Raw genomic sequence first — 19,848 nt, forward strand, 5'->3', positions numbered from 1 at the left:
TCAGGGCAAGGCAGGCGCGCTTGCTTCTTGCAGTTGCTCTGCGAAGAGCTGCGACAGAGTCTGTACGTGCTTGTCGGCGAAGTAGTTCGCCAGGTCGCAGATATTGAAGTTCTCGAACAGGAGGGTCTTGGGCAGCGTGCCGAAGTCTTTCTCGAGGCGGCGCAGGATTTTCAGGACCAGAAAAGAGTCGATGCCGAACTCGCGGAACGGCGTGAACGAATCGAATGGGTGTTCTGCCGGGTCCAGCGGTGGTTCGGCAGCTTCGAACGACTCAAGCACCACACCTCTGAGGTAAGTCTCGGTCAGTTCCTGCAGCAAATCGCGGTCAATCATCCCCTATCCCCCTAAATTCCCTGGTACGACGTTATGCCTGGTTCCGGACAGGGCGCTGAGCACGCCCCTTGTCACACTGTGAACTGTTCAAGATGTTCCACTTGGACGATCCGGAATTGTATGGATATCACTTAATGTCCTTTAAGGTCAAGCAAGACAGCGCGACGTCGAATGGCCGAGACCGGCAAATCGACGAGGCATCAAAAAGGCTCACGAAAAGCTTGAAATAAAGATTTTTCATGTTGGGTGTGCCGGCGCATTGGTGAAAGGTATACAGCTTGCGTGACAGTGCCCTTACCGATGCGAAGTGCATCACATTTGACCCCGGTGTCATGCCTGCCGCACTTGAGGCGCTGTCCGATAGCCGCAAAATCTTGACGAAGCTGAATCAGAAGTCCGGCCGCCGAAACGGCTGCGCGCAACCAGCAACCGTCGCCGATGTCAAGCGCAATCGGGCACACTCCGCGCCTTGTCAATGCATTACCCAATGCTAGACTGTTCAATCTTGCTCAATGACAAAATGGTCAGCAATGGAAACGGCAACGCTTGCCCCTACCCTTCCGAGCGAGATCACCGCAACTCTGATTGACCCCAGTGCGTATGCCGATTCGCAACGCATTACCGATGCCTATACCTGGCTGCGCGAGCACATGCCGCTGGGCGTGGCGAAGTCGCGTGACTTCGATCCGTTCTGGGTTGTGACCAAGCACGCAGACATCCTCGAAGTCAGCAAGAACAACAAGGTCTTCCGCAACGGCGACCGCGCCACCATCCTGACCGACCAGTACACCGACGCGATGGTGCGCTACCTGCGCGACGGCAGTCCGCATCTGGCGCGCACCCTCGCGCACATGGACGACCCGGATCACCGCAAGTACCGCGCGCTGACCAGCAGCTGGTTCATGGCATCGAACCTGGCGCGGCGCGAAGATGCCATTCGCGGCATCGCCCGCGAGTTCATCGACCGCATGCTGGCGCAGGGCAACGAATGCGACTTCGTCACGGATGTCGCCGTGCACTATCCGCTGCACGTGATCATGCAGATCCTCGGCGTGCCGGTCGAAGACGAGCCGCTGATGCTGAAACTGACCAAGCAGGTCTTCGGCAATCTCGATGAAGACCAGAACAGCAGCGGCAAGGCCAAGCAGACCGCCGAGCAGGCCTTGATGGGCCTCAGTGGCGCGGTGGAAACCTTCTTCAAGTATTTCGACGTGATCACGCGCGACCGTCGCGAGAACCCGCGCGACGATCTCGCCTCCGTCATCGCCAACGGCAGTATCGATGGCGCCCCCATCGGCAGCTTCGAGGCGATGTCGTATTACTCGCTGGTGGCGACCGCCGGCCACGACACGGTCAGCGCATCGACAGCGGGCGCGATCTCGGCGCTGTGCGAATACCCGGAAGAACTGGCCAAGGTGAAAGCCAACCCGGAACTGATTCCGGGCCTGGTCGAGGAAGCGATACGCTGGACCAGCCCGGTGCGCCATTTCATGCGCACTGCGTCCTCCGACTACCGGATGCGCGACCAGGACATCCGCGAAGGCGACTGGCTGATGCTGTGCTATTTATCCGGCGACCGCGACGAAGATGTCTTCGCCGACCCATTCCGTTTCCGCATCGACCGCACGCCGAACAAGCAACTCGCCTTCGGTTTCGGCGGCCACATGTGCCTGGGCCAGCATCTGGCGCGCATGGAAATGCGCGTGTTCTTCGAGGAACTGCTGCCGCGCATCAAGTCGCTGTCGTCAGCCGGCAATGCCAGCCACTCGAAAGCGGTCTTCGTCGGCGGACTCAAGTCCCTGCCGATCCGTTTCGAAGCGGCCTGATACGACGCGCGAACGCGCCGCGGCCGCAATGCCCGGGGCGCGGCGTCGGTGCCGTCATTGTTCCCAGGGAAACAGCCCGTCCTGCACGTATCGTGCGATCGCACGCAGGTTTTGTTCATCCGTGAACACTTCCAGATTGCCGGCGACTGCCGCATCGCGGCCCGCCGCCAACGGCGGGCCCAATTGGCTGGCATAGCTTTTGTAGCGCGCCAGCGCCGTGCGCGACAGGCGCCGCAGGCGCATCACATGACGCCGCAACAAGGGTTCGCCCTGCGCTTCGCAGGCATCGACCAGACCCCAGTCCAGCGCGTTCTTCGCCGTGATCGCCTGCGCGTTCAACGTGAGATAGTGCGCTTTCTGGAAACCGATGCGACGCATCAGGAACGGCAGCACGCAGGCCGGATACAGGCCGAACAGCAGCTCGGACAGGCTGAACTGGGCCGACTCGTCGGCCAGCACGATATCGCTGGCGCCGATGAAACCCAGGCCGCCGGCATTGGCCTTGCCGCGCACGTACGAGATCACCACGAACGGCCCGGTGGCGAGTCTCAGCCACAGGTCGTACATCGGCCCCGGCCCTTCGTAGGCCGCATGCACCGGCGCGCAACCGGCGGTCACTTCCTTGAAATCGGCACCGAAGCAGAACACGTCCGGCAGGCCGCTGAGCACGACGATACTGACTGCAGGCTCGCAGGCATCGAGCACCTGGGAGCATTCCGCAACCAGCTGCGCGCTGATCGCGTTGTTCGCTTCGGGCCGGTGGAACTGCAGATAGCAGACCGATTCCTCGATGCGCACCTTGAGGGTTTCCAGGTGCGCGAAGTCGGCGCTGGACGCAGTAACTGACATGTTCATGCAATGAAGCTCCTGCTTGGGCGAATGGCGGCGCGGCGTCGCCGGCTCACGGACAAGACTGCCAGCACAGCGCGGTATTCATGCCGCCGAATCCCATGCTCAGGCTCAGTGCGTTTTCGATCTGGTGCGCAGCGCCTGCCGCATCCACCCAGTGCAGGCCAGGATCGATGGGATTGTCCAGATTGCGCGTCGGATGCAGCCGGCCTGCGCGCATTTGCAACAAGGTTGCAATGATCTCGACGGCGCCGGCGGCGCTGAGGCCGTGCCCGACCAGCGACTTGGTCGCGTTCAGATGCGCGTGCGCCAGGCCGCATTCGCGCAGCGCGCGCACTTCGGTTTCGTCGCCGACGATGGAGCCGGTGCCATGCGGATTGACATAGTCGATCGCCGCCGCTGCGCAGTCGGCGTGCGCCAGCGCCGCGCGGATCGCGCGCGTTTCGCCGAGCAGCGACGGATCCGGATTGCGGTTGCCATCCATCGCCAGCCCCCAGCCGGCCAGCGTCGCATACGGTGCTGCGGCGCGGCGCCGGCTGGATTGCAGCGATTCGATCACCACCGCACCGGAGCATTCGCCGTAGATGAAACCATCATGATCGCGATCGAAGGGACGGCAGGCCAGCTCCGGCGTCGCCGCGAAGCGGTCCGAGCCCATCGCGCCGATGGCACGAAAGCCCTGGCATTCCCAGTACGACAGATCCATCAGCGCGCCAACGGCGATGCAGGCATCGACCTGGCCCGACAGCACGGCCTGAGCCGCCTGGATCACCGCGAGCTGGCCGCTGGCAGAGGCACCACCGACGGTATAGGCCAGCCCCTGTATGCCGAAATGCGCCGTGCAGAATCCGCACAGGTCGGAATCCATGAAGGACAAGGCATAGGTAGGCCGCAGGAACGCGATGCGCTCGCGATAGCTGTCGTGCAGGTTGACCAGCTCGCGCTGCTGCACATTGGAACCGCCGACGATCAGGCCGATGCGCTGCGGATCGAGCTGGCCGAGGTCGGCTTCGTCCCAGGCCTCCTGCACTACCGTCAAGGCCGCTGTTGCCGACAGCGAGGCAGTGCGCAACAGTTGCCGCGGAATTGCCTCCGGCACCGCGAGCGCAGCGATTTCGGCGCCGATCAGCGGCACGTCGTCGCGCCGGCGGCCGGGCCGCTGCATCACGCCGAAGGCGCTGCGTCCCGCCAGCAGTGCGGCCGTGAAATCCTGCTTGCCCTGTCCTATGGCCGATACCACGCCGATGCCGGTGACAACCAGGTTCGTAGCCATCGCGCGCTCCATCCCGATAGTGCCACGGCGCATGTCGCTCGCGGCAAAGCACGTGAGTTTGCGGGCAAGGCCGTGGCCTGTGCAAGAACGCAGACCTGTGGATTTGGCAGTTTGTGCAGATCGTCGTATTCGCACCGGAACTAGCCACACGGCTGCGGCACCTTCTCCCTGCGCACTGGCTTGCCGCTGGTGCTGCCTAAGCGTCCCGGGACAGCGGCACGCTAAGCCGTGCTACCGCACCCGGTGCGTCACCGCGGTTTTCCAGGCTGACCTGGCCGTGGTGCTTGGCGGCGATCTTGCGGCACAGCACCAGCCCCACACCGGCGCCGCCGGGCTTTGTTGTATAAAAAGGTACAAAAAGATTGCCCAGGTTGCGGATGCCAGCGCCGTTGTCGACGATCTCGAACTCGGCATTGCCATCGACGACGCGGCAGCCGAACTGCACCGGCACGGCATGGCCGTCGTTGGCTTCGACCGCATTCTTGACCAGATTGATCAGCGCCTGCTCAAGATGCACCGGATCGCCGAACAGGTTCGCCTGCGGCTCGCTGCCGACGCGTTCGACCGCACCGCCCGGAAACATGGCCAGCACGCGTTGCAGCAGCCGCGCCGCCGGGAATACGACTTTCTGCGGCTCGGGCAGCCGCGCGATGCGCGCATATACCGAAATGAATTCCTTCAGCCCTTTCGCGCGCTGCGAGATCACGTCCAGCCCGTCGCGCATGATGTCCATCTGCTGCGCGGCATCGCCGCGGGCGACCACGTTCTCCAGGGTCTGGCACAGCGACATGATCGGCGTCAGCGAATTGTTCACCTCATGGCTGATCACGCGGATCAGGCGCTGCCAGACCAGGATTTCCTCTTCCGCCAGCGCCAGGCGCAGATCGACGACGAACACGATGCGGCTGGGCCGGCCCTGGCGCCGGTAGAACTGCTGGCTGACCTGCCAGCGGCTTTCGGCACCGGGAAAACGGAAATCGACCACGCGCGGCTCGGCCGAGAACGGAATCGCCGCCAGCGGCGTGGCGGCGTAGTCGGTGCCGATCAGCTGCTCGGGCGGCACGCGCAGCAGTTGCGCGGCCAGCGGATTGACCAGGCGGATGCGGTCGTACGCATCGCAGGCGACGATCGCCACGCTGATCTGGTCGACGACTTTCTGCAGCATGCCGAGCAGTTCCTGCTCGGTATGCCGGCCCGCTTCCAGGTCGCCGATCAGCACATTGAGCTGGCGATACAGTTCGCCCAGTTCGCCCGACTCCCGCGCATGCGCGGCCTTGATGCTGAAATCCTGCGCGTGCGCCGCTTCTACCAGATTGCTCAGCGCACGCACGCGGCGCAGCACGCCGGCGCGCACCGCAACGGCGACGATGAGTATCCAGACGATGCCGAGCAGGGCCAGGCCTTCCACCCGCAGTGGCGACAGCGCGTCCTGCACCGCGAGCAGCCAGAGCAGCGCCGGCGGAATGGCGCAGCTGGCGATCCACAACAGCACTCTCACGCTCGCCGACAGCCGCCGTCGCGGCGGCGTGCTGCGCGAGCGCGCGCCCTGGATCACACCGGTTCCCGCTTGCCCAGGCGCCGGTACAGCGCAGAACGGCTGATGCCCAGCTCTTTCGCAGCGACCGCGGCATTGCCGTCGTGCCGCGCCAGCGAACGCCGGATCAGCGCCACCTCGGCATGGCGCAGGGTCATGCCGTCGAATTCGTCGTCGGTGCTCTGCACGGGCGCAGCGCGCGTATCCAGCTGCAGGTCGTGCTCGCCTATCTGCGCCTGCTGCGCCAGCAGCACCGAACGCTCGACCACGTGCTGCAATTCGCGGATGTTGCCCGGCCAGGCGTAGTTTTCCAGCGCTGCACGCGCGCCGGCGGAAAATGCCCGCGCCGGCGAGTTGTAGTGCTGGCAGGCACGCTGCAGGAAACCTTCGGCCAGCAACAGGATGTCTTCGCGGCGCTGGCGCAGCGCCGGCATGTTCAAGGTCACGCCATTCAGCCGGTACAGCAGGTCCTGGCGGAAATTGCGTTCCGCCACCAGGCTGTCGAGGTTGGCGTTGGTCGCGGAAATGAAGCGCACGCTGGCGTGCTTGGTGAACGAACTGCCGAGCTTTTCGTAACTGCGCTCTTCCAGCAGGCGCAGGATCTTGGCCTGCTGGGTCAGCGGCAGATTGGCGATTTCGTCGAGGAACAAGGTGCCCTGGTCAGCCAGTTCGACGCGGCCGACGCGCTCGCTCTTGGCATCGGTATAGGCGCCCTTGGTGTGACCGAACATTTCGCTCTCGAAGGTCGATTCCGAGATCGCGCCCATGTTGACGCTGATGAACGGCGCCGTCGCGCGGCTGGAATGCTGATGGATATAGCTCGCCAGCAGGCTTTTGCCGGTACCGTTCTCGCCAGTGATGAGGATCGGCATCGCGCTTTGCGCAACGCGCCGCGCCATCGACAGCAGCTGGTCCATTTCCGCCGAACGCGAGATCAGTTTGCCGCCGCTGCCCTGCTGGCGCAGCAGCGCGTTTTCCGCCGTGAGCTTGCGTTCGCGGCCCTGTGCCGCGCGCAGCGCCAGCTGGGTGCGGATGGTCGACAGCAGCCGGTTGTTCTCCCACGGCTTCTCGACGAAATCCACCGCGCCGCGCTGCATCGCCTCGACCGCGATGCCGATCGTGCCCCAGCCGGTCATGGCGATGATCGGCAGGTCTTCGATCACTTCGCGCAGGCTGGCGATGAGCGCCAGGCCTTCCTTGCCGGAAGTCGTATCTTCCACATAGTTCAGATCCACCAGCGCCAGCTGGCAGGCCTCGCGCCGCGCCGCCGCGACGGCCTCGGCCGGCGATCGGCAGGCAATGCAGCTCATGCCTTCGCTTTTGAGCAGGACGCGCAGCGTGGTCAGTATGCTTTCGTCGTCGTCGACTATCAGTATGGTCATCGCGTGCTTTCCATCGCGTCGTGCGCCAGCGGCCGCCGTCTGCGGCTGGTGCCGCGGCAGCCGCGGGAGTATAGCAGCGGCCCGGCGGCGGTCCGGACGATAGTGCCGCCCTGCCCTGTCCGCCTAGTCGGCGTATACGCAGCGCAGCTGCTTCGCGCTGATGCGCGTCTCGGACGGATAGCCGAAGGCGTTGTTGATATAGGTCACGCCGTCGATGACGACTTCGCGGTTGACGTGGCTATGGCCATAGATATGCAGCACCGAGCCGAGCCGGCGCAACTGCGCGTCGAGCGTGCTGCTGCCCAGTACCGGAAATATCAGCCGGTGTTCCGGCGGGATATACGACGGCATCAGGTCGATGCGCGGCAGGTAGTGCGAGAACGTGATCACGCGGTTCGCCGGCGGTACGCTCAGCGCCGTATTCATGCGCAGGAAGTGTGCGGCGATATCGCGCGTCTGCCAGCCCGCGGGCCAGCGGCAGGCACGATAGTCCATCCACACTGCCTTGAGCTGTTCGTCGGGCTCGCCGAACGAATCGTCGTACCAGCCCTGCAGCGGCACGATCGACAGAGCGCCGGCAGTGAACGGCTGCAGGGAAGCGCCGCAGGCTTCGACCGCCGCGGCCACCCGCTCGAATTTTTCCAGCGAGTCCATGCGCTGCGCTTCGCGGATCACCCACAGATCGTGGTTGCCCGGCACGAACAGCACGCGGGCGAAACGCTGTGCGAACGCCTCCACGCACAGCTGCAGGCGCGACAGGGTACCGGCCACGTCGCCGGCCAGAATCAGCACATCGTCGCGATAGTCGGCGCGGGAAACGCCGGCCACCCAGGCGGAATTGCCGTCGTAGTCGACGTGGATGTCCGACAGGGCAAAGACGCGCACGGCCGGTTCAGCCAGTTGCCGGCCGCGGCCAGCCCGCGACCAGCGCGGCAAGACGCGCCTGATCGTTGCCGAACGGACTCAGCACCGCGTGGATGGCCGGCTTGCGTTCTGCTGGCAGCAGATAGCGCAGGAAGGTGGCCAGCGTGCCCGACGGCCCCAGGTCGATGTAGTCGCCGCTGTGCTCGCGTTCGAGCATGGCCACCGCGGCACCGAAGCGGATCGGCCGGCGCACCACCTGCCAGAAGAAGTCGCCGGGCAGCGCCTGCAGCACAGCCGCCTGGTCGCAGCAGATCAGCGGCAACCTGCCTGCGCCGCTACGCAAGGACTGCGCGAATGATGCGAACGGCGCCTGCGCCGCGTCGATCCAGCGCGAGTGGAAGGCGAACGCGACCGGCAGGCGCTGAAACGCGATCTGGCCCGCCTTGAGCCGGCCTTCCAGCTCGGCGACGCGCTCGCGCGGCGCAGCGACCACGAAGTGCGCGGCGAAATTGATCGCCGCCAGTTCGGCCAGCTCATGCAGCCGCTCGCGCTCGAAAACCGCAGTATCGGCCAGCACCGCGATCATCGTTCCCGCCTCGCAACAGGCTTCCAGCGCAGCTGCCTGCTGGATGACCGCCGCCAGCGCCTGCTCCACATCGATGAAACCCGCCACCGCCGCGGCGGCGAACGAGCCCAGGCTGGTACCCAGGCACAGATCGGGCCTGATACCGGCAGCGATCAGCGTCTGCGCCAGTGCGTACTCGACCATGAAGATCGCCGGATGGCTCAGCTCCAGCGCATCGAACGGCCTGGATTTTTCGTTTGCGTCGTCGTACAGCGCCGCGATCACCGAGTGCCCGGCCAGATCGCCCACCATGGTATCGAGACGGCTCATCTCGGCGCGGAAGCGCAGGTCATGCTCGAACAGCGCGCGCGCCATCTGGAAATGCTGCGATCCCTGTCCGGAGAACAGGAACACCGTTTTCCTCACTGCAGCTCTCCGTGCCGTGCCCGCGCCTACAACTTCAGCGCAACGGATTTCAGTTCGGTGAACGACTCCACGCCGGCACGCCCGAACTCGCGTCCCCAGCCCGATTCGCGCCAGCCGCCGAACGGCATGTTGGGATCGACCACGTGGTAGCAGTTGACCCAGACCGTGCCGGCATGGATCGCGCGCGCCGCGCGATGCGCGTTCTTCACGTCGCGCGACCAGACGCCAGCTGCCAGGCCGTAGCGCGTGCCGTTGGCCTGCGCCACCACATCGGCGAAATTCTTGAACGGCACCACGCAGACGACCGGGCCGAAGATCTCTTCCTGGATCACGCGCATGGCGGGATCGGTCTTGGCCAGCAGGGTCGGTTCAACGAAATACCCCTGGCGGTCGACGCGGCGACCGCCAGCGACGATCTCCGCACCGGCGCGCACGCCTTCGTCCACATAGCCTTCGACCCGCTCGCGCTGCCGCGCCGAAACCAGCGGCCCGAGCTGGGTTTCCGCATCGAAGGGATCGCCGATCACGTAGTTCGCCATGGCCTCGGCCAGGCCGGCGACGACCGTGTCGTAGACCGAGTCCTGCACGTACAGGCGCGTACCCGCATAGCAGACCTGGCCGGCGTTGAAGAACGCCGCGGCGGCCGAGCCGGCGATGGCCTGTTCCAGGTCGGCGTCGGCAAAGATGATGTTCGGCGACTTGCCGCCAAGCTCGACCGTGACGCGCTTGAAGTCCTCGGCACAGCTGCGCACGATGTCGCGTCCGACTGCGGTGGACCCAGTGAACGAAATCTTGTCCACACCCGGATGCCGCACCAGCGCTGCGCCGGCTTCGCTGCCCAGGCCAGTGAGGATCTGCAGCACGCCCGGCGGGAAGCCGGCTTCCAGGGCCAGCTCGCCCAGCCGCAAAGCACTCAGCGGCGTGAGTTCCGACGGCTTGAGCACGATCACGCAGCCCGCGGCGAGCGCGGCAGACACCTTCATCGCCATCTGCAACAAGGGAAAATTCCACGGCACTATGCCCGCGACCACACCGACCGGCTGGCGCAGGCTGAAGGCCTGGAACGGCGTCGGCGCACAGGCCAGGTCGAAGGTCTCGCCGGTGAGCTTGGTGGCCCAGCCGGCGTTGTAGCGAATAGCGTCGACGGTAAACGGCACGTCGAGCATGCGCGTGATCATCAGCGGCTTGCCCACGTCCAGCGATTCCAGCTCGGCGAATTCGCCGGCGTGGCGCTCCAGCAGGTCAGCCAGCTTGAACAGCAGGCGCGCACGCATCGACGGCTGCTGCGTCGACCAGCGCTTGAAGGCCGTGCGCGCCGCGGCGACGGCCAGCTCCACGTCGGCAGCACCCGCCGCGGCGACCTCGACGATCACCTCGCCCAGCGCCGGATTCTCGACCGGAATGCGCGCGCCGGACTGGGCGTCCGTCCAGCGGTTGTTGATCAGCAGCTGTTTGGGGCGCTGCAGGAACCCGGCGCTGGCCGCCGACAGGGCCGGACGTTGCGGCGCGATCGCAGTAGTGGCATTCATGATTGTTCACTTATTGACAAAGTCAAAGCTCGTGTTTCTTCCAGCGCCCGCGCAGGAACAGCACCGCGGCCAGCCCGGTCAACAGGCCGAAAGCGACCGGCACCGACAGATAGACGCCGATCGCGCCCAGGTCCAGCACCACCGCCAGCAGCCAGGCCAGCGGCACCTGCACCACCCAGAAGCAGAGGAAATTCAGGCGCGCTGCGGTCCAGGTATCGCCGGACCCGTTGAACGCCGCCTGCAGGCACATGCCTACCGCGTAGTAAGGAAACGCGATGGCGACGATGCGCAGCGCGTTCGACGCTTCCACGATCACCAGCGGATCGGTGCTGAACAGCGTGACCACCCAGGGTGCCAGCACGAACAGCAGCACGCCGATGGAGCCCAGAAACATCATGTTGTAGCGCGCTGCGATCCACACCGCGGCGGCGGCACGCTCCGGATTGCCGGCGCCGAGGTTCTGCCCGACCAGGGTCGCTCCTGCATGCGCCAGGCCCAGGGCGGGCATCAGGAAGAACTGCACCACGCGCAGCGCGATCGCACAGCCGGCCAATGCCGCCGTGCCCGACAGCGCCGCAATACTGAAAAGACCGATGCCGCTGGTGGTACTGACCACCATCTGCGCAATGCCGCTGGACGCCGTCACGGCGATCAGGCGGATCTCCGCCGCCACGGGCTTGAGATGACGCAGGCCTACGCCGATCAGCGAGCGCGAACCGCACAGGTGCCACAGCTGGTAGAGCACGCCGATGCCGCGGCTGATCGTGGTGGCGAGCGCCGCGCCGGTCACGCCCATGTCGGGGAACGGTCCCCAGCCGAAGATCAGGCAGGGCGCCAGCACCATGTTGATGCCGTTGGCCAGCCACAACGCGCGCATGGCGATGGCGGGGTCGCCGGCGCCGCGGAAGATCGCGTTGATGAGGAACATCAGGAACACGGTGAGGTTGCCGGCGAACATCACGCGGGCGAAACCCGTGCCCAGTTCGGCGACACGGTCGCCACCAAGAATGCGCAGGATGTCGGGCGCGAAATAGCACAGCACCATGCCGACGACCGTCGAAGCGACGATGCCGGCAACGATCACCTGCCCGGCTACCTGTGCCGCCGCCCTCGTCGAACCGGTACGGCCGACATAGCGCGCGACAATCGCCGTCGCAGCGAAGCTCATGCCGATGGCGACCGCGTAGATCAGGCTCATCACCGCTTCGGTGAGGCCGACGACAGCTACTGCTTCGCTGCCCAGCCGCGATACCCAGAAGGTATCCACCACGGCGAACACCGACTCGGCGAACATTTCCAGCACCATCGGCACGGCCAGCAGCAGCACGGCACGATTGAGCGATTCGGTGGTGTAGTCATGGCGCCGGCCCTGCAGCGCAAGAATGACAACCCGCCACCAGGACAGCGGGGCAGCCGCGGCCAGATCGGTCGCTTTGGACGACATGATTTCCTCTTGCGCAACGCGAGTCGAACGATGGATGAACCCGCCAGGCAGGTCCGCCAGATGCAGCGCAGCGCGAGTACCCGCAAACCCCGGTGTACACGTAGAAAACGGACTTCCCCCGCAACCGCGGAGTTTATCGTCTATTGCCTACAATTTGGCAAGGTGAGTTGGTATGAATCGATACTTTGGCAATACTGCTGCTTGCTACAAGGTGGCGGTCTGCAATGCACGATCAGAACGACTGTGCATGGCGCCGCGGCGCAGCGAGTCCAGTGGACCGCGCAGCTGGCCGTTCGATGCATCCATCACAGGGCGCTCGTCTTGAGCGCCGGCAGCTCGACAGCCTGCAGGCTGCAGGTAGGCACGACCTTGCGCAGGGTCACGCGCGGCAATGCAGGCTGCTGCTGCGCGCGTTCGACACACAGTGCTAGCAGGTAGTCCGGCGTCGGCCGGTACTGGACGAAGTTCCAGCGTGCGGCATCGTCGTCCAGCTCCGGCTGCACGGCCAGTTGCACGGCCGCTGCGTGCGGAAAGCGGAAACTGAATTTGTCCAGCGGTATCGACAGCCCCATGCCGCGCGCCTTGATGTAGGACTCCTTGAAAGTCCAGTACTCGAAGAAGCGGTCCTGCTGCTGCGCCGTGGCGACCGAGGCCAGCTCGTCGACTTCGGCCGGGGCGAAAAATCGCTCGGCAATGCCGGTCGACACCTGGCGCACGACGAGGTTCTCCACATCGATACCGACAGCCAGTCCCCGCGTGACCGCCAGCGCTATAAGACCTCGCGTATGTGACAGGTTGAAGGAAATACCCGCCGCTGCGCCATGCGCCTCGGCAATGCGCGGACAGCCGTAGGCGTTGGTCGCGAAGGTCCAGTCCAGCGGCGCCACCGGCGCGTAGCGCGACAGCGCCGTGCGCAGCAGTGCGCGCGTGACCCGATAGCGCTTGCGATCGTCGGCGAAACGGAAACGCGCCTCCTGCCGGCATTCCTCGACACTGAGCAGGCCGGCGAAGCGGTCGAGCAGCGCCGTATCGTCGATCTCGTTATAGAACGCCAGCCAGACGTCGACGCCGTCGCTGGTGGCCGAAAGATCCGCAATCATGACAACCGCCGTTCCGCTCCGGTCGCGCAATATACCGGCCTGCGCGCCGCGGACAAGTCATCGCGATCGACCGCGCTGCCGCCGCCCTGCCTCGCAGAGCGGCGCCCTGCGGCAGATCGCGCCGCAGGGCCTGGTTTGCCGCGGGTACTCGCCAAGACTGCGGCGGCTCAGTGCCTCAGCACGGACAGATGAACGGATAGTCCGCGTCGTCGATGATCGGCTTGATGCCGAAGAAATCGTTCAGCACCGACTCGGCCGTGCAGTAAGCGCCTTCCACCCAGGCCTGGTCGTTGGAGAAGGCTTCGCCGACGATGAAGATATTCGCGTCGGCGCCATCGACCAGTTGCGACGGCTTGCGGATCTTCTGCTGCACCTCGCAGACGTTGTAGTGCGCCGCCCAGGCGTGGTAACCGGCATTGAACGGCGGCAGCGACCAGTCCATGTAGGCCGTCTCCAGCGGCTCGGGCACGGCGCTGTAGTCGGCCTGCGGGCCGAAGTGCACCGACGCCAGCTGCTTGCGCAGCATCTTCACCATGACAGGCGGTGCCTTGCGCGGGCCGACCAGGGTCTGCAGATTGGCCGAGTCGGGTATCTTGCGCTGGCCGTCGACGCCGATCTCCAGTTCGTGCCAGAAGCTGGTGAAGGTCTCGTCGTCGTAGCTGGCCAGCAACCCGTATACTTTTTTGGATTTTGCATCAGGCGCATTGTGGCCGAAGTAGACCACCTGGCGTATCGGCAGGTCGGTCACGCTCGGGCCTATGGTATTGCGCTCGGCCGCCTGCAGCAGCTGCTGTTCCTGCACTACGCTCAGGCGCTCTTCGATACATAGCTGCACGGCCTGCACGAACGCCGCCGCGCTGGCGAAGGGCTGCTCCAGGAGCGCCTTGCTCTTCCTGATGTCCTTGAGCCAGGCCGCCGGGAACCTCTGCTTCGCCAGCGCGCGCAGCACATCCTCGGTGATTTCATAGCCGGTCAGTTGCGGCGCATAACTGGCCTGGGTCAGCCACCAGGGCTCGTCGAAGAACATGCCGACCTTGTAGGAAGGCTGCAATACGGCTGCCTGCAGGAACAGCTGCACCTTCTCGTGGTTGAGCACATCGACGCCGGCATGCTCGATATAGCGCGTGGCCTGGGCAACCAGGTCCAGCGCGGCCGGCGGCATGGCCATCCAGGCAGCGTCGGTAGTGCAGCTGGCGCTGGCCTTGTTCGGCTGCGCCCGCGTCGCGAGCGTGTAATGCACCTTGCCGTCGATATGCAGGATGGAATGCAGGCGCGTATTCGGCTGGTAGGCAAGCTTTACGCCGCGGGACTTCGCCGCCGCCTCGACTGCATCGAACAGCGCGTTGAACATGCTGGAATAGCCGTGGGTCAGGGTCTTGTATTCGTTGCCGGGCGTGAACTCGTTGTTGGCATTCATCGCCACCGCGGTGTTCCAGTTGATCACGTTGGAGGTATAGCCATTGCCGTCGGCGGTATAGGTGAAACCTTCGCCGCCGAGCTGGTCGAACATCAGGTTCCAGTAGCCGATGTCCTTGAGCAGGTCGCCTTTCTTGAATACCGAGCTATCGGAAACCTCGACATTGATGCGCCCGCTCTGGAAGAACTCGCACCACTGGCGCCGCGTCTGCGGCCCCGAGTCGCTGGTCACGGCCAGGTTTTCCACGATCGAGAAGCCGTTGTCGGGCTGGGCCGACGCCCCATACTGGTCGACGTTGTACGGCGCCGGGTTGGACGAGGATATGTCGTTGAGAAACATATTCTTCGCGCGCAAGTAGAAGAGTGGATTGGTGGATTCGTTGAACGGCACCGAATCCTTGTCCAGGCCAAGCTGGGCGATCACCGTGGTGACCAGCCGGTGGCCCTGCCCTTGTGCCGTGCCGTCCCAGGCGGAATAGCGCATGCCGCCGAGTTCCAGGTAGGAATTCTTCGGATCGTCCTGGTAATGCCAGGTGCATACCCGCGCGCCCGCCGCGCGCGTGCCGGGGTGGCGCCTGGAGAAATCGTACTGGCCCCAGTCGAACAGCTCCAGGGTGTCGCCCTTTTTCAGCAGCCGGCTGCGGCTGGCAGCATCCTTGGCCTCGCCGGTGAGCAGGCGCCAGGCGGTATACAGACCGGCGGCGCCGGCACCGAAGATGGAATAGGTCTTGGCAGTCACGGGATTTTCCTTGCAAGCCGGTGGACAGGGTTTTCTGCAAACGTGCAGCCGGGACTTCGGCCAGCTATTCGACGCCGAGGCGATACATCTGCCGTGGCAGGTCTTTCTGCGGAATCACCACTTCCACCAGAGCCGGCTGGTCATGCAGCGACTGCAAGGCATGCAAGGTGTGATTGAGTTCGTCCACCGTCGTCACGCGGAAGCCGCGCGCGCCATAGGCCTTGGCCAGGGCGAGGTAGTCCCATTGTGGCAGCAGGTCGAAGGTGTCGAATCGGTGCTCGGGCCCGGGCTCGAACGAGGTGATGTCGACGTAGACCTGCTCGATGGCATACACCGCGTTGCTCATCACGAAGATCACCGCGTTGAGCTTGTTGCGCGCCAGCGTCGACAGCGACTGGCAGACCATCATGAAGCCGCCGTCGCCCGCCAGCGCCCAGGCGCGCTTGCCGCTGCCGAGCTGGGCGCCGCTGGCCGCGCCGGTCTCGAAACCGATGCATTGCCAAGCCGCCGAGCAGAGATAGCTGTTCTGCGCCAGGCCGTAGGCATTGGTCGCCACGTACATGGCCGAGCTGACGCCGTAGGTCATCACGATCTGGTCGAGCAACTTGTGCTCGTGCAGGAACTTCATGGCGTGCTGGAAAAAGCGGTTATAGGTCAGCGTCTGCGGGTCGTGGTTATATTTCGGGTCGGAATTGGCGGCCCAGGGATCGGGATACTGCGGCTGCGGCGGCGCCACGCAGTCCAGCGGATAGGCCGGCCTGGCGTGCCTGAACCGCGCCAGCAGCGCCTGCATGAAATCCTTCATGGTCACGCCGCTGTACTTGAAATAGCCGACGCGGATTTCCTCGCTGGTGGCCAGCACCATCTGGGCGTACTTGTTCTCGACGAACCAGAGGTAGTCGTCCGTGATGATGGTGCCCAGGGTCAGGAAGCAGTCGGCCTCGCGCACCTGTTCGCGCACGCTGGCGATCGATGCGGCATCCGAATACGTGCCGATGAACTTGCCGCCCTGTTCGTCCAGCACGGTCTTGCCCAGGCTGGTCGTGGTGTAGAGCATGCCGCTGGCGTCGATCAGTTCCTGCAGCAGGTCGGACAGGCCGAAGCGCAGCACCTCGACCCCGGCGAAGATCAGCGGTTTCTTCGCTGCAGTGATCTGCGTCCAGGCCATCTGCACGGCGTTTTCCAGTGCCAGCGCCTCGCTGTGCGGCACCTGGGCACGCAGCGGCTGCGCGTGCGGACGCGGACAGGGTTCGCCCCACACCTCCTTGTAGCAGGCGATATACACCGGTCGCCGGTGAGTCAGCGCGGCGACCAGCAAGGCGTCGATCCTGCCGGCAGCACCGACCGAGGTGGACAAGGTTTCCGCCGCCACGGTCACGTGCGAATACACCTCCTGGTCGGCATTCAGATTGCCGGTGGAATGGTGGTACAGCACGCCGTACATGGAACCGATCTGCCGGGCATCGGCGCCGGGACAGGCGCTGATCACCACCACCGGGCTGCGTTCCACATAGGCGCCGGCAACCGCGTTGAGCGCGCTGAAGGTGCTGACGCCGTACTGCAGCGAGATGGCGCCCAGGCCGCGTGTGCGTCCGTAGGCGTCGGCGGCATAGCCCGCATCCAGCTCATTCATGGCACCGACGGCGCTCACACCGTCGAAATGCTCCAGCGCCTGGGTGAAATGCTTGACGTAGTCGCCGGGGATCTGGAACACCTCGGTCACGTTCAACTGCTTCAGCCGCGTCAACAGATAGTCGGCGACGGTGAATGGCGTGCTGGTCATGGTGCGGTCCTTGGCAAACAGGAATTCGAAGTTCGTCGGAGGCGGGGCGGCAGCTCCCACTGAACTGCCGGCGACCGGCCGGCGCCGGCTTGGTTGCACACGTATAGGTATCCAAAAAATGCCCTAGGACTTAGTAGCAGTTGTATTTGAAGGCATTTTATTCATAGACACATCGATCCCCTCGCATTCCTGCCGTGAGCTGGCATCTCACCCCAGGCCGAGGCATTGCATCGTTCGCCCCTGCTGTCTGGTACTAGCGCATTTTCGGCAGAATTCCTGTCAGCAATCGCCTGCGAAAAGCGCGCCGCAGAGCCGCTGGAAATTGCACAAACAGCAATAAAGTGGAAACGTGAGTAAATTCATCGCCAAGGGTTCGACAGCAGCAATGAGGACAGCCTGCCGGCAAGCGCCGTGGACAGGCTGGGACGCCCCCTGCTGCCACTTGAACGCAGGCTCATAGAGAAGACGGCACTAAATATTCCGTGGCGTGTGGGTTGTCGCTGGACGCTGCGGTCGGTGCTCGCCCTGCTGTTCAGCGTGCTGCTGGTCGCACTGATCGGTGCCTGCGCCGGAACCGGGCCGGAGCGATCCGGCAGGAATAGCGAAGCACTCCCAACCCGGACCGCCACCGAAAGCGCGGGCTAGTCGCCACTCGCGCCCAGCCCGTTTGCCTGGCGTCACACCCGAGACGGGGTGGCCAAGGGCGGCTCGATACTGCCTCAAGGCCAGCGTGCGGAACCGGCCACAGTCAGACGACCGGCAGGCCGTCGCCACGATTCCGTTCTCGACGCCCGGCCAGCGGCAGCCCGGCGTGTCCAACGCAAGGATGACCGTGCGCTTCCGTGCGAATTGCGCGACGCCGCGCGCCACACGGCGCGCTCTGACGCCAAAGTGGCTTCGGCACGGAACCTGCGATGCGTTTGCCACGCCCGTAGCCCGACGCCGTGTCGGCTTGGCGAGACAAGGAATTCCGCATGCAACAGCCGCTAACCGAAACTGCACCTTACGCACCGCGCCTGGCCGAGCGTGGGCAACTGCCGGCAATTGCGAACCCCGGCGCGGTCTCCTGGGGCGCCGTACTGGCCGGTGCCGCCGGCGCCGCATCGCTGTCGCTGATCCTCGCCTTTCTCGGCTTCGGCCTGGGCATGTCGTCCATCTCGCCCTGGGCCGGCAGCGGCGCCAGCGTCGAGGCGCTGGGCGTGGGCTCCATCGTATGGATCACCCTGACCCAGATCGCCGCAGCAGCGCTGGGTGGCTATCTCGCGGGTCGCCTGCGCACGCGTTGGCTGAACACGCACAGCGACGAAGTGTATTTCCGTGATACTGCACATGGCTTTCTGGCCTGGTCGGTCGCCACGCTCGCCACCGCGGCGCTGTTCGTTTCCGCTATCGGCGCCATTGCCAGCGGCGGCGCGAAAATCGGGGCTGCCGCGGTCGCCGGCGGTAGCGGCGCCGCCGCTGCGATGGCGGCAGATGTCGCCGGCAGGCCGGACAACAACCAGGCCTATCTGCTCGACAGCTTGTTTCGCCCCGGACCGAATGCGCCCGCCGCTGCCGGACCCGTGCCGAACGAACCGCCGGGCCATGCCAATGCCGAATCGGCCCGCATCTTCGTCAACGCGGTGCGCGCGGGCTCGCTCAACGCGGAAGACACGCGCTATCTCGGCCAGGTGGTCGCCAACCGCACCGGCCTGAGCGCGGCCGAAGGCGAAGCGCGCGTGCGCAGGGCATATGCGCAATGGGAACAAGGCATCGCCACGGCCAAGGATGCCGCCGACAAGGCGCGCAAGGCCACGGCCTGGGGGGCGCTGTGGCTGTTCATTTCGCTGCTGGGCGGTGCGTTCTTCGCCAGCTATGCGGCAACCTGGGGCGGCAAGCGGCGCGACCTGATCGACTGAGCCCAGCGCCTCGATTCATGTAATTCCTTGCTTATTGTCTTATTGGAGAATCCAATGCGATCCATTTTGCTGCTTCTGCTCGGTGTGCCGCTGCCCATCGTGATTCTGATCGCCCTGTTCGTGCGTTGATGTACCGGGCAGGGCAGGCTGTTCGCTGCCCTGCCCTGCCCTGTTCGCCGGCTCCCAGGCGGCGCATCCCCGCGTGCCAGCCGGTAGCCGGTTCTTGCCCGGCGAGCGCTGGCTGCCTGTAGTGTCCAAGCGAGCCGCAGCCGAAAAAATCCACACTGCGTTCACACGGCTTTCCGAACGACCGCTGCGGCTGCAGCGGTCGTTTGCTGTCTGCCGCCGGACTTCTGCTGGTCCAGTGGGTCGTGGCGAGGCTGGCCGTGTTCACTCTGTTCAACGATTCCAGCCGCTGGATGCGTCGCCATGCCAGGCCCTGCCGCGGGGGTCGGATGACTGCACCGTCCCGCTGAACCGTGTTTCGCAGCAACCCGCGACGCAACCCGCACCAGCGCCTCGTCCAGATCGACGCGGATCGCGTCCCGGTACCGTCAAAGCGCTTGCATTCCGGCCGCGTTTCCCGCAACGCCTTCTGAACCTGTGGCTGGTGCGTCAGGCAGGCAGGCGGCTGACCGAGCACTGCATCGGTCCGCCGGCGCAGTCCATCCCATGCATTGTCCATATTCATCAATTTCCATTATCGATGGCTGCGCGACAGAAGCGCCCGCGCGCAGGTTCATGCATTCCGCGAGGCCGGGTGCGCGTGGCGTGCGTTCTGCGCGGCATGCTGCCTGTGACGGATCGGCATGCGGCACCGAAAACCCGTTGTTTTGCAGGCTTTTCACGCAAGTCACCACGCGCAGCAGGCTTGGCATGTGGATTGC

14 protein-coding genes are annotated in these 19,848 nt (G+C 64.9%); 2 read left to right on the plus strand and 12 right to left on the minus strand.

What is annotated here, in order from left to right; translation table 11 throughout:
- A complete protein-coding gene (locus DFR29_RS09435; RefSeq protein ID WP_133818348.1) occupies positions 1-333 on the minus strand; it encodes an acyl carrier protein in 333 nt (110 codons plus the stop codon).
- Between the two features lie 530 nt (positions 334-863).
- Between DFR29_RS09435 and DFR29_RS09440 the strand changes: the two genes are divergently transcribed.
- On the plus strand, positions 864-2,159 hold the full coding sequence (locus tag DFR29_RS09440; protein WP_133818349.1) for a cytochrome P450: 1,296 nt from the start codon (positions 864-866) through the stop codon (positions 2,157-2,159).
- A gap of 54 nt (positions 2,160-2,213) precedes the next feature.
- Here DFR29_RS09440 and DFR29_RS09445 read toward each other — a convergent pair whose 3' ends face one another.
- The 11 genes from DFR29_RS09445 to DFR29_RS09495 form a co-directional block, all read right to left on the minus strand.
- Entirely contained in the window at positions 2,214-3,014 is an 801-nt protein-coding gene (locus DFR29_RS09445; protein ID WP_208113550.1) for an enoyl-CoA hydratase/isomerase, read from the minus strand.
- A 46-nt stretch (positions 3,015-3,060) separates the two neighbouring features.
- Positions 3,061-4,281: a beta-ketoacyl synthase N-terminal-like domain-containing protein gene (locus DFR29_RS09450; protein WP_243746003.1), complete on the minus strand. Its 1,221-nt coding sequence runs from the start codon at positions 4,279-4,281 to the stop codon at positions 3,061-3,063.
- 196 nt (positions 4,282-4,477) lie between these two features.
- The gene (locus tag DFR29_RS09455) at positions 4,478-5,836 is read right to left on the minus strand and encodes a sensor histidine kinase (protein ID WP_133818350.1); all 1,359 of its coding nucleotides are present in this window, start codon (positions 5,834-5,836) and stop codon (positions 4,478-4,480) included.
- Positions 5,833-7,197: a sigma-54-dependent transcriptional regulator gene (locus DFR29_RS09460; protein WP_133818351.1), complete on the minus strand. Its 1,365-nt coding sequence runs from the start codon at positions 7,195-7,197 to the stop codon at positions 5,833-5,835. Before DFR29_RS09460 ends, DFR29_RS09455 begins: the two co-directional genes overlap by 4 nt.
- A gap of 123 nt (positions 7,198-7,320) precedes the next feature.
- Entirely contained in the window at positions 7,321-8,082 is a 762-nt protein-coding gene (locus DFR29_RS09465; RefSeq protein WP_133818352.1) for a metallophosphoesterase, read from the minus strand.
- A 7-nt stretch (positions 8,083-8,089) separates the two neighbouring features.
- On the minus strand, positions 8,090-9,052 hold the full coding sequence (locus DFR29_RS09470) for an acyltransferase domain-containing protein (RefSeq protein ID WP_208113551.1): 963 nt from the start codon (positions 9,050-9,052) through the stop codon (positions 8,090-8,092).
- A 26-nt stretch (positions 9,053-9,078) separates the two neighbouring features.
- Positions 9,079-10,581 carry an aldehyde dehydrogenase family protein gene (locus tag DFR29_RS09475; RefSeq protein WP_133818353.1) on the minus strand — a complete coding sequence of 501 codons (1,503 nt, stop codon included), beginning with the start codon at positions 10,579-10,581 and terminating at the stop codon, positions 9,079-9,081.
- Positions 10,582-10,603: 22 nt separating this feature from the next.
- Positions 10,604-12,025 carry an MATE family efflux transporter gene (locus DFR29_RS09480; protein WP_133818354.1) on the minus strand — a complete coding sequence of 474 codons (1,422 nt, stop codon included), beginning with the start codon at positions 12,023-12,025 and terminating at the stop codon, positions 10,604-10,606.
- Between the two features lie 305 nt (positions 12,026-12,330).
- Positions 12,331-13,125 (minus strand): 4'-phosphopantetheinyl transferase family protein, encoded by a 795-nt coding sequence (locus tag DFR29_RS09485; RefSeq protein ID WP_133818355.1) that lies wholly within the window; start codon positions 13,123-13,125, stop codon positions 12,331-12,333.
- A gap of 175 nt (positions 13,126-13,300) precedes the next feature.
- Entirely contained in the window at positions 13,301-15,280 is a 1,980-nt protein-coding gene (locus DFR29_RS09490) for a hypothetical protein (protein WP_133818356.1), read from the minus strand.
- A 64-nt stretch (positions 15,281-15,344) separates the two neighbouring features.
- Positions 15,345-17,063 (minus strand): alpha-keto acid decarboxylase family protein, encoded by a 1,719-nt coding sequence (locus tag DFR29_RS09495; RefSeq protein WP_133818357.1) that lies wholly within the window; start codon positions 17,061-17,063, stop codon positions 15,345-15,347.
- A 974-nt stretch (positions 17,064-18,037) separates the two neighbouring features.
- Between DFR29_RS09495 and DFR29_RS09500 the strand changes: the two genes are divergently transcribed.
- Positions 18,038-18,961 carry a hypothetical protein gene (locus tag DFR29_RS09500; RefSeq protein ID WP_208113552.1) on the plus strand — a complete coding sequence of 308 codons (924 nt, stop codon included), beginning with the start codon at positions 18,038-18,040 and terminating at the stop codon, positions 18,959-18,961.
- Positions 18,962-19,848 lie beyond the last annotated feature (887 nt).

This window comes from Tahibacter aquaticus (assembly GCF_004363655.1).
GTDB classification, from domain to species: Bacteria; Pseudomonadota; Gammaproteobacteria; order Xanthomonadales; family Rhodanobacteraceae; genus Tahibacter; species Tahibacter aquaticus.